The sequence below is a fragment of the Methylocystis sp. genome (assembly GCF_050251305.1).
GTDB lineage: Bacteria > Pseudomonadota > Alphaproteobacteria > Rhizobiales > Beijerinckiaceae > Methylocystis.
In genome coordinates this window covers 1-11,316 of record NZ_JBFWNB010000075.1, presented here as the reverse complement: position 1 = coordinate 11,316, position 11,316 = coordinate 1, and the positions used below count along the sequence as shown (strand labels likewise).

General features: G+C 62.9%; 9 protein-coding genes. 3 read left to right on the top strand and 6 right to left on the bottom strand.

Translation table 11 applies throughout. From position 1 onward, the window contains the following. On the bottom strand, positions 1 to 737 hold a 737-nt coding region (locus AB7F41_RS16350), incomplete at its 3' end, for a circularly permuted type 2 ATP-grasp protein (RefSeq protein ID WP_428406697.1). Next, on the bottom strand, positions 727 to 4,035 hold the full coding sequence (locus AB7F41_RS16345; protein WP_428406696.1) for a DUF2126 domain-containing protein: 3,309 nt from the start codon (positions 4,033 to 4,035) through the stop codon (positions 727 to 729). The genes AB7F41_RS16350 and AB7F41_RS16345, both read right to left, overlap by 11 nt. A gap of 290 nt (positions 4,036 to 4,325) precedes the next feature. Here AB7F41_RS16345 and AB7F41_RS16340 point away from each other — a divergent pair, with 290 nt between their 5' ends. Both AB7F41_RS16340 and lldD read left to right on the top strand, forming a co-directional pair. Next, a complete protein-coding gene (locus AB7F41_RS16340; RefSeq protein ID WP_428380047.1) occupies positions 4,326 to 5,399 on the top strand; it encodes a zinc-binding metallopeptidase family protein in 1,074 nt (357 codons plus the stop codon). Positions 5,400 to 5,592: 193 nt separating this feature from the next. Next, a complete protein-coding gene (lldD, locus tag AB7F41_RS16335) occupies positions 5,593 to 6,723 on the top strand; it encodes an FMN-dependent L-lactate dehydrogenase LldD (protein WP_428380045.1) in 1,131 nt (376 codons plus the stop codon). 33 nt (positions 6,724 to 6,756) lie between these two features. Here lldD and AB7F41_RS16330 read toward each other — a convergent pair whose 3' ends face one another. Beyond that, positions 6,757 to 7,524 carry a carbonic anhydrase gene (locus tag AB7F41_RS16330; protein ID WP_428380043.1) on the bottom strand — a complete coding sequence of 256 codons (768 nt, stop codon included), beginning with the start codon at positions 7,522 to 7,524 and terminating at the stop codon, positions 6,757 to 6,759. A gap of 515 nt (positions 7,525 to 8,039) precedes the next feature. Between AB7F41_RS16330 and AB7F41_RS16325 the strand changes: the two genes are divergently transcribed. Next, entirely contained in the window at positions 8,040 to 8,246 is a 207-nt protein-coding gene (locus tag AB7F41_RS16325; protein ID WP_428380042.1) for a NepR family anti-sigma factor, read from the top strand. 81 nt (positions 8,247 to 8,327) lie between these two features. Here the strand turns inward: AB7F41_RS16325 and aqpZ are convergent, their stop codons facing one another. From aqpZ to egtB, 3 genes are all read right to left on the bottom strand, one after another. Next, positions 8,328 to 9,017 carry an aquaporin Z gene (gene aqpZ / locus AB7F41_RS16320; protein ID WP_428380262.1) on the bottom strand — a complete coding sequence of 230 codons (690 nt, stop codon included), beginning with the start codon at positions 9,015 to 9,017 and terminating at the stop codon, positions 8,328 to 8,330. A 216-nt stretch (positions 9,018 to 9,233) separates the two neighbouring features. Further along, positions 9,234 to 10,196 carry an L-histidine N(alpha)-methyltransferase gene (gene egtD / locus AB7F41_RS16315; protein ID WP_428380040.1) on the bottom strand — a complete coding sequence of 321 codons (963 nt, stop codon included), beginning with the start codon at positions 10,194 to 10,196 and terminating at the stop codon, positions 9,234 to 9,236. After that, on the bottom strand, positions 10,196 to 11,316 hold a 1,121-nt coding region (egtB, locus tag AB7F41_RS16310), incomplete at its 5' end, for an ergothioneine biosynthesis protein EgtB (protein ID WP_428406695.1). The genes egtD and egtB, both read right to left, overlap by 1 nt.

The following is an 11,316-nucleotide window of genomic DNA, read 5'->3' as shown; positions in this document are numbered from 1 at the left end:
CTCCAGGGGCCGGGGGTCAGCAGACAGATGCGCGGATCGATGCGCTGCGCGACGTGGGAAATGCTCGCGCGGAACTCGCGAAAGAACGGCGCCAGGCGTTCGACGTTCATCTCTCGATAGAGGCTCGGGAGCGCGCGCGACAGCACAAGCCGATTTTCCAGGGCGTAGCCGGCGCCTGAAGGCGCTTGCGCGCGATCGCCGAGCACGCGCCATTCGCCGTCCGGCCCGCGCCCGAGATCGGCGGCGTAAAAGCGAAGCCAGCGTCCGCCAGGCGGCGCAACGCCGCACATCGCCCGAATGAAGTCCGGCGAGCCGGCGATGGCGGCGGCCGGCAGCGCGCCCTCGGCGACAAGGCGGGCCTCGCCATAGAAATCGTGCAGAAGCCGATCGAGAAGTTCGGCCCGCTGCGCGACGCCGGCCGCAATGTCACGCCATTCGGACTCCGGGATCAGGAGCGGCAGGCGCCCCAGCGGCCAACTGCGCTCTTTGGCTTCGCCGTGAACACGATAAGAAACGCCCATGTCGTCGATGCGGCGGGCGGCTGCGGCGAAGCGCTGCTCGAGGCCGTCCGCGCCGAACGAGGTCAGCGATTCGAGGAATTGGCGCCAGTGCGCGCGCAGACGTCCGTCGCGATCGAGAAGCTCGTCCGGCGCCCCGTGCGCCGGCGCATAATCGGCGACGCAGGCCGCAACGCGCCGCGCCGCCTCATTCGCTTCGATCGGGCGTTCAGCGGACAATGCTCCTCCGAAGATCCAGCGTCAGCGGAAACTCCTGGCTCGGCTCCTCGCGCGGCGGATCGACAGGTCCGGGCGTATGCCCATGATCCTGAAAGCGCGCCAATCGCCGCGCTTCGGCTTCATTAGTGTTCACCGGGAAGGCGTCGTAATTGCGGCCCCCGGGGTGGGTGGCGTGATACACGCACCCCCCAAGCGAACGGTTGCTCCAGCAGTCGATGACGTCGAAGGTCAGCGGCGCATGGACGGGCAGCGTCGGATGCAGTCCCGACGGCGGCTGCCAGGCCTTGAACCGCACGCCCGCCACCGCCTCTCCCGGCGCCCCAATGCCCGTCATCGGGACCCGGCGTCCGTTGCAGGCGATGACATGGCGGCCGGGCACGAGGCCCTTCGCCTTGACCTGCAGGCGCTCGAGCGAAGAGTCCACATAGCGCACCGTGCCGCCGTTCCCGCCTTCCTCGCCCATTACATGCCAGGGCTCGAGCGCGCCGCGGATTTCGAGGTGAACGCCGCCGTGCTCGACGCCGCCGGCCAATGGAAAGCGGAATTCGCGCTGCGCTTCGAACCATTCCGGCTCGAAGGGATAGCCGGCGCGCCGCAGGTCGTCGAGAACCCCGAGGAAGTCCCGCCAGACGAAGTGCGGGAGCATGAATTTGTCATGCAACGCCGTTCCCCAGCGCACCAGATCGCCATGCTGCGGCTCCCGCCAGAACCATGCGACGAGCGCGCGCAGCAACAGCTGCTGCGCCAGGCTCATACGGGCGTCCGGAGGCATTTCGAACGCGCGGAACTCCACGAGACCGAGGCGCCCCGTCGGGCCGTCGGGCGAATAGAGCTTGTCGATGCAGATTTCCGCGCGATGGGTGTTGCCGGCGACGTCGACCAGCAGATTGCGGAATAGCCGGTCGACGAGCCACGGCGGCACATAGCCTTCATCGGGCGCGGGCACCTGCGCCAGTGCGATTTCCAGCTCATAGAGCGAATCGTGCCGCGCCTCGTCGACTCGCGGCGACTGGCTGGTCGGGCCGATGAACAGGCCGGAGAACAGATAGGACAGAGAAGGGTGGCGCTGCCAGTACAGCACGAGGCTTTTCAGCAGGTCAGGGCGACGCAGAAAGGGCGAGTCGGCCGGGGATTCGCCTCCCAGCACGACATGGTTGCCCCCGCCGGAGCCAATCTGCCGGCCATCGATCATGAATTTGGCGGTCGTCAGCCGCGCCTGACGCGCCTCCTCATAGAGCGCGGTGGTGGTTTCGACGGCCTGCCGCCATGTGGCCGCCGGATGAATGTTGACCTCGATGACGCCGGGGTCAGGCGTCACCTTGATCACCTCAAGGCGCGGATCGTTCGGCGGCGAATAGCCTTCAATGTGGAGCGGCAGCCCCGTCGCCTTGGCGCTCTCCTCGACGGCCTCGAGCAGTTCGAGATAGTCCTCGAGCGTCGTGACGGGCGGCATGAAGACGCACAGATGGCCGTCGCGCGGTTCAATCGTGAAGGCGGTCCGCACGGCGCCCTCGACAAGCGACTGTTCGTGCACGTCCTGACGCGCGTGGCCGCCGCCGGTTTGCTGGCCGCCCTGGATGCGTCGGAAATATCCCGGCTCCGGCAGCGGCTCCCGCGGCTCGAAGGGGTCCTGCGGATGGATATAGGGGTATTCGTCCTCTGGCAGCTTGGGCAAGGACGCCACGGGAAGCCGCAGTCCGATCGGGGAATCGCCCGGCGCCAGGAACAGTTTTCCGCGGCGCAGCGTCCATTTCTCGGAGGTCCAACGCGACTGGGAGTCGGCGCGCGCATTCCAGCGCTGGATCGGCAGCACGAAGCCGGTGGGCTTGCTCAGGCCGCGCTCGAACACCCGCATCATGCGTGAGCGCTCCTCCGCATCGTCGATCTTCGGATCGGAGGGATCGACGTTGATCGGGAGCACGCTCTCCTTGACCATCCAATGTGCGGGATCCTCATAGGCCGGCACCGCATGTTCGGCGCCGACACCGAGCCGCTCCGCGAGGTCCTGCACGAAGACTTCCGCGTCGGCGGTCGTGGCGCCTTTCGGCGCGGCGACATCGGCGATGAGCTGCGGCTGCGACCAGATCGGCATGCCGTCGCGGCGCCAGTAGAGCCCGAAGGCCCAGCGCGGCAGGCTTTCGCCGGGATACCATTTGCCCTGGCCGTAGTGCAGGAAACCGTTCGGCGCAAAGCGCGCGCGCAGCCTGTGAATCAGATCGTCCGCCCGCTCCCGCTTGGTGGGGCCGGTGGCCGCCGTATTCCATTCGGGAGACTCGAAATCGTCGATGGAGACGAATGTCGGCTCGCCGCCCATGGTGAGGCGGACGTCCAGCGATTCAAGATCGGCGTCGACCTTTTCGCCGAGCGCATCGAGGCGGCCCCATGCGTCGTCGGAGAAGGGCGCGGTGATCCGCGGCGCCTCATTGATGCGGTCGACGCGCATCTCGAAGCCGAATTCGACTTGAGCGGGCTCGACAAGGCCCGACAAGGGCGCGGCGGAGCGATAATGCGGCGCGCCGCAGAGCGGCAAATGGCCTTCCCCGCAAAACAGTCCCGACGTCGCATCGAGACCGACCCAACCGGCGCCGGGCAGAAAAACTTCCGTCCAGGCGTGCAGATCGGTGAAGTCGTGATCCGTTCCCTTCGGGCCTTCGATCGGATCGACGTCGGCCTTCAGCTGAATCAGATAGCCGGAGACGAAGCGCGCCGCGAGGCCGAGCTTGCGTAGGATCTGGACGAGCAGCCAGGCGGAATCGCGGCACGAACCCGACCCCAGCGACAGAGTCTCTTCCGGCGCCTGCACGCCGGGCTCCATCCGAATGACATAGCGAATGCTGCGGTGCAGGCGCGCGTTGAGCTCGACGAGGAAATCGACCGTTCGCGTCTTCTCCTTGGGAAGGCCTTGGACAAACGCTTCGGTCAGAGGTCCGACGTCTTCGGGCTCGAGATAGGCGGCAAGCTCAGTCGTCTGTTCTTCAGGATAAATGAAGGGAAAGTCTTCGGCGTAAGGCTCGATGAAGAAATCAATCGGATTATAGACTGCGAGCTCCGCCAGCAGGTCGACTTCGATCTTGAATTCGTTGGCTTTTTCCGGAAATACGAGACGCGCCAGCCAGTTGCCGTGCGGGTCCTGCTGCCAGTTTATGAAATATTCCGAAGGCGCGATCTTGAGCGAATAGCCCGAGACCTTCGTGCGGCAATGCGGCGCGGGGCGCAGGCGAACGATCTGCGGACCGAGCCCGACCGGGCGATCATATTTGTAGTGGGTGACGTGATGGAGGGCGATTTGGATCGACACTTCAGCCAGCGCCTCTCGATAGCGCCATTTTCTCGCGAATTGGCGCAAGGCCATTTTCGGAGTTTTGCTGGGCAAGCCCGCAAAGTGTCAATCTGAAGGGCCGAGAAAGTGGCGGCTTTGTGCGAAATTCCGGCAAAGAGCCTAGCGGCTGGATGGATCCTGCGCAAAGAGCCGGCGCCGGGCCACAGCCCCTGAAGACGCCTTCGCATGCGATCATCGCTCGGCGCGACCCCGGAACATTACGCCCGGCGCGCAGTTATCGCCGCAGGTCGATCGCGGGAAGATCTCCAATGAAAGCCTTCCGGTGTCAGGTTTGCCGCCAGAGCATACTCTTTGAAAACACCAAATGCGAAAGCTGCGGACATCAGCTCGGATATCTGCCGGCGCAAGGCGCGATGACCGCCGTCGAGCCGGCGGGCGCGGGATGGATCGCGCTGGCCGACGGCACGCGCGAATATCGCTTCTGCAAGAACTGGGAGCTGCACGGCTGCAACTGGATGGTGGAGAAAGGCGGCGCTTCCGAATATTGCCTCGCCTGCCAGCACAACCGAACGGTGCCGGACCTGTCCGACGACAAGCGCCATGCCGCCTGGCGGAAAGTCGAGGTCGCCAAACGGCGGCTGTTCTACAGTTTGATCAGATTGAATCTTCCAACGCCGAACGCGTCCGATCACGACGGCGAGCCTCTGGTCTTCGATTTCCTGGCGGAGGAGCCTTCACAAAAGCCGGTGCTCACCGGCCACAGTTCGGGGTTGATCACGATCGCCTTGAAAGAAGCGGACGATCCCGAGCGCGAGCGCATGCGCGACGAAATGGGAGAGCCCTACCGCACTTTGCTGGGGCATTTCCGGCATGAGATCGGCCATTATTATTGGGACAGGATCGTGCCGAACTCTCGTCACCTTGGGCCGTTTCGCGCGCTCTTTGGCGACGAACGCGAAGACTATTCCGCCGCGCTGAAGAGACATTACGACGCCGGGCCGCCCGCGGACTGGCGACAGAACCACATCAGCGCTTACGCCTCATGTCATCCATGGGAAGATTTCGCGGAGACGTTCGCGCATTATCTCCATATCGTGGATACGCTCGAAACGGGCCGGAGCGCCGGGCTGGTGGTGCGACGGGACGACGGCTCGCCGGCGCGGGTCGACTTCGATCCCTACAGTTATCCCGACATCAATGAGATGATCGACAATTGGCTCGACATCTCTTTTGCATTGAACAACATCAACCGTTCGATGGGCCAGCCGGATATCTATCCTTTCGTGATTTCGTCCGTGGTGAAAGAGAAACTGGGCTTCGTGCAGAATCTGCTCCAAAATCATGCTCGACCTCGGGATACGGTCGTGACGCGCGTTGCATGAGGCGGAACGCATCGACTTTCGCGGCCCATTCGCAAACGCAACCTTCTTGAGCTGAGAAAGCTTGCGCATGTCTCAAGCCGATCGACGCGTTTGACGGCGCGCCGCGCTGCTGCGATCAAAGCAGACGCGCGCGGGCCTCGACCGGCGCGCCTTGCGCGCGGATCTTGGGTCGGCGCGTCTCCGGGGGACTCGCATGATCGTTTCGTCGACGTCGGATTATCGAAAGGCTGCGCAGCGCAGGCTGCCGCGCTTCCTGTTCGATTATGTTGACGGCGGCGCGAACGCCGAAGACACGCTCAGAGCCAATGTCGCCGATTTGAGAGCCGTGAATCTCAGACAGCGCGTGTTGAAAAATGTTTCGGATCTCAGCCTCGCAACGGAGTGGTTCGGTCAGCATTCAGAACTTCCGGTGATCCTGGCGCCCGTGGGGCTGAGCGGCATGTTGGCCCGTCGCGGCGAGGTTCAACTCGCCCATGCAGCGGCAAAGCGGGGCGTGCCCTATACGGTGTCGACGCTTTCGATCTGTTCGCTGGAAGAGGTCGCGTCCCAATCTCCGCGGCCCCTCTGGTTCCAGCTCTATGTGCTCAAGGATCGCGGGTTCATGCAGTCCATGCTGGAGCGCGCACAATGCGCCGGGGTGGAAGTTCTCGTCTTTACGGTGGATCTGCCGGTTCACGGATCGCGCTATCGCGACGCGCATTCGGGATTGTCGGGGCCGTTCGCCCGTCAGCGGCGAATCCTGCAGGCGTTGACGAAACCGGGCTGGGCCTTCGACGTCGGGATCAGAGGACGACCGCATGAACTCGGCAACATCTCGAAATATCTCGGCCAGGCGACGGGACTGCAGGACTACATCGGCTGGCTCGGCAGGAACATCGATCCCTCGATCGCCTGGACGGATCTGGAATGGATTCGCGATTTCTGGAAAGGTCCGCTGATCCTCAAAGGCATATTGGACCCTGAGGATGCGCGCTATGCTGTCCGGTTCGGAGCCGACGGACTCGTCGTTTCGAACCATGGCGGGCGCCAGCTCGACGGAGCGTTGTCGACGGCCAAAGCCTTGCCGCCGATCGCGGACGCCGTCGGGAACGAACTTGAAATTTTCGTCGATTCCGGCGTGCGGTCCGGCTTGGATGTCGTGCGCATGCTGGCGCTGGGCGCGAAAGGCGTCCTGCTCGGCCGGGCCGCCGCATATGCGCTGGCTGCGGCAGGGCAGGCCGGCGTCGACAATATGCTTGAGATCTTCGCGAAAGAAATGCGCGTGGCCATGACGCTGACCGGCGTCTCTTCGGTCGATCAGATCGATCGGCGGATTCTTGCTTGATCGTGCGACGCGCGCAGGCTCGAAGCCTCCATCTCACGCAAGGAGTTCGACCCGGCCGTCGCCAAGGCGGTAGATTCCACTCACGATCTTGACGCGCTTGTCGTTGGACGCTGCGCTCAGCAGAGGGGTCGCGGTTTTCAGCGTCTCGGCGCACATCCGGGCGTTTTCGGTCGTCGCGTTCTCCAACGGATCGCCCGGGCGGCCTTCGACGGCTTTGACCGCAGGGGCGATCGCGTTGACGAGCGACGGAAGATGCCCAGGCAGAGTCGTGTTGTCCTGGATCGAAGACATTGTGGATTTCACAGCGCCGCAGGCTTCGTGACACAGCACCAGAATGAGCGGCGTCTTGAGCACCTCGACGGCGTATTCCATGCTCGCGATGTTATAGGGATTTGCAACATTGCCGGCGACGCGGACCACGAACAGATCGCCGCGCGAACTGTCGAACGCGTATTCGGGGGCGATGCGCGAATCCGAGCAGCTGAGAATCGCAGCGTAGGGATTTTGTCCGCCGACGAGCGCCTCGCGTTCGGCGATGAAGTCGTGCCGTTTCGCGATGCCTCGCTGATACCGCTTATTCCCTTCCATGAGACGCGCCAACGCCTCGTCAGGCGTCATCACATTCTGCGGCCTGGGCAGCGCGCTGCTCGTTTTTGTTTCCTTCGACTTCGATTTGCGGCTCTTGGCGTTCGCGCTCGGGATCGCCGTCAGAGCGCCCGCCGCAGCCGCGCCGAAGACGAAGCTCCTGCGCCGGATTTGGCTTCCATGAACGATATCGGCGAAGCCACAAAGCTGACACATGCGCAATCTCCCCGGAAGCAGACGATGTTCCGCTGTAGGTTGCGCTAACTTAACATCTATGGTCGGCGGCGCCATCCCTATATGCGGGCCGCCCTTTTTGCGTTTCGACGGCGATCCGCAAAGGCGTCGAATGAGACTGCGCAAGAGACCTGCGCAAGAGAAAAGAGGCGGGTCTCGAAAGACCCGCCCCAAGTCGATAGCGCACGCCTGGCGAAGTGGGGAGCAGGCGTTCGCTACGCTTCCCAATGTTGAGTGGCGAGGCATCTGTAGCATGAGCGCGCCTTCGCCTTTTTTCTCCAATATGTCCAGACTGTTACGTTGCGAATGGCCATGCGCGCGGCGGGCGAATTTATCCGCGTGTTGGACGATCGCGTTACCACTGCGCAGATGTGTCAAATTTACCATAAATTTTACAAAACTCCGGTTGCAGGTCCGCGGCGCCGGTCTGTCCACATTATGGCCGCAACCTAAGTCGACGCTCTCGGCATGTTCTGTTGACGAGTGGAGATGCCAACATGCGTCGGTCCAGCGTGCACCACCAAAAAGTCGGCGACCAAGTTGGCGATTTGTTGCGACGGACCTACGATGACGTCCTTCGCGAGCCGCTTCCGGATCGGTTGCGCGATCTCATCAAGAAGCTTGAAAGCGACAGGTCGCTGTTTTTTGGGGACGCGCAGACGAACGAAAATAGCGAACCGTCATTAGCGCTCGAGGAGCGCTAATGACACTTTCGTGCGGCTGTCGATGCCGCGCATACGAAATGCAGAAGCCGCCTTTACAGGCAGTTCGGAAAATATCTGCGGTCAGTCGTCAGCAAGCGCAAAGCGATGAAGAAGACCTCCGATGACCGCGCCGAGCAGCGGGGCGACCCAGAACAGCCAAAGTTGTTCGAGCGCCCACCCGCCCACGAAGAGCGCCTGGCTCGTCGAGCGCGCCGGATTCACGGAAGCGTTGGTGATCGGGATGTCGACGAGATGAATCAGCGTGAGCGCTAGCCCGATGGCGATCGCCGCGAAGCCGATCGGCGCGCGGCCTTCGGTTGTTCCGAGAATGACCAGCAGGAAAAAGGCGGTCAGCACGATTTCCGCCAGTAGGCCGGACTGCCATGTGTAGCCGTTCGGCGAATGTTCGTCGTAGCCGTTCGCGGCGAAGCCGTTGGCGAGCGAAAAATCAATGTTGCCCTGAGCAATCATGAGCAGCACGAAAGCGGCAAATGTCGCGCCGAGAACCTGGATCGCCCAGAAGGGGATGACCTCCCGCCAGGGGAAGCGTCCCGCCGTTGCGACGCCGAGCGTCACCGCCGGATTGAAATGACCGCCGGAGATGGGGCCGAAGGCGTAGGCGCCGGTCAGCACGGTCAGTCCGAAGGCGAACGCCACCCCGAGAAATCCAATGCCGAGTTCGGGAAAGCCGGCTGAAATCACCGCGCTGCCGCAGCCTCCGAGCACGAGCCAGAAGGTCCCGAGAAATTCGGCGAGGAGCCTGCGTATCAGAGAATACTTCATGTTAGGCCTCCATTTCTTGCTGCAACGAAATCTGTGAATGGAACGGGAGCGTAGCGCAAAGCCACGGTCGGATCGAGAGGCGTATCGGCAGCCCAGAGGCGGCGCCTGGCGTAGGTCTCGCGCCAAGCGGCGCGTGGCGATGCGGATCGTCTTCGCGCATGTGCGTCGTCATTACGGCTGCTCATTTCGACTTCCGGACAGCGCTCAGGCGGCGACCAATTCGTGTACGCTGAATAGGCGCTCGTCATCCGTCCACACGCGAAGAGGGGTCCAGCCGGCGCTGCGCGCGATGTTTGAAAACTCTTCGATCGTGTATTTGTAGGCGTTTTCGGTATGGATCGTTTCTCCTGCGCGGAAGCGAAATTTTCGGCCCTTCACCCAGACGTCCTGATCGATCAGGCTGACGAGATGCATCTCGATGCGTCCTTCTCGAGGCTCGTAGATCGCTGCGTGACGGAAGGTTTGAAGATCAAAAGTCCCGCCGAGCTCGCGGTTGATGCGCACGAGGAGATTGAGGTTGAATTGGGCGGTGACGCCATTCGCGTCGTCATAGGCCTGAATGAGCCGGCGAACGTCTTTCTTCAGATCGACGCCGATGATCAGCCGGCCGTCTGGGGAAAGCGTTCCTCGCATCGCCCGCAGGAGCTCCGTCGCGTCTGCAGGGCTGAAATTGCCGATCGTCGATCCGGGAAAAAATCCGAGTTTCGGGCGACCCGCCAGATCCGGCGGCAATTCGATCGGATGCGAAAAATCCGCCAGCGTCGGACGTATCTTGAGCCCAGGAAAGCGCGTCGACAGCCGGATTGTGGCGTCTCGAAGCGCGCTCTGCGAAATATCGATCGGCGCATAGGCGTAGAGCCGCCGCGCGCGTTGAAGAAGGAGCTCCGTCTTGATGCTCGAGCCGGAGCCGAATTCGACGAGAACGGCTTCGTCAGGCGCGCCGTCGACGATCTGCTCCGCATGGGCGTGGAGAATCGCAACCTCGGTTTTCGTGGGATAGTATTCCGGCTGTTGCGTAATCTCTTCGAAGAGCGCGCTGCCTTTGGCGTCGTAGAAGAAGCGACAGGGAAGACTCTTGCGCGGGCGCGACAAGCCTTCCCACACGCAAGCGGCGAATGCGTCCGCATGCTGCGCACGCGGCGCCGAACGTTGTGTCGCCTCTGACATCAGCCGACCTCCGAAGCGAGACGCAGGCCCATGAATTGCCAACGCTGGTTGGGATAGAAAAAGTTCCTGTAGCTCGCGCGGATGTGGTCCGACGGCGTTGCGCAGGAGCCGCCGCGCAACACGTGCTGACCGACCATGAATTTGCCGTTGTATTCTCCCAGCGCGCCTTTGGCGGCGCGATAGCCGGGATAGGGCAGATAGGCGCTCTGCGTCCATTCCCAGACGTCGCCGAACATCTGGCGCGGCGCGTCGGTCGGCGCGGCTTCGGCAGACAGGGGACGCAACGCGCCGGTTTCAAGAAAATTGCCCTGTCTCGGCGCTGTCGCCGCCGCGACCTCCCATTCGAATTCGGTCGGCAGCCGCCCGCCCGACCAGCGCGCGAAGGCGTCGGCTTCGTAGTAGCTCATATGCGCAACCGGCGCGTCGGGGCTGAGCGGCCGCAGTCCTTCGAGCGACATCTCAAGCCAGTCGCCGTCCCGCCGTTCCCAGTAGAGCGGCGCGTTCCAGCCTTCGCGATTGACCGCCGCCCAGCCGTCCGAAAGCCATAGGGTCGGCGTCTCGTAACCGCCGTCGGCGATGAACTCCAACCATTCGCCGTTCGTGACCAGGCGGTCGGCGAGGCGGAAAGGTTGAATCAACGCATCGTGACAGGGTTGTTCATTGTCCCATGCAAAGCCGCCTCCTGCTTGGCCGATCCGGAAGACGCCGCCTGAAAATTCCAGCCAGCGCGCCGGCTCCCGCCGAGCGCCTGGAGATCTCGCGCCAGCGGCGCGGTACGCCGGCCTCAACGGATTGGCGGCGAACAGGGAGAGAATGTCGGTGAGGATCAGCTCCTGATGCTGCTGTTCGTGATGGATCCCGACGTCGATCCGGCGCGCCCACTCCGCAGATGGGTCAGGTCGTTCAGCGAGGAGCTGCGCCAACGCCAGATCCACATGTTCGCGATAGGCGAGAATGCGATCGAGTGCGGGTCGCGACAGAAGTCCCCGCTGTGGCCTCGGCTGCCGTGGCCCTTGATGCTCGTAGTAGGAATTGAAGCAATAATTGAACGCGCCATCGAACGGCTGATAGCCAGAGAGATAGGGCGTCAGCACGAAGGTTTCGAAAAACCACGTGGTGT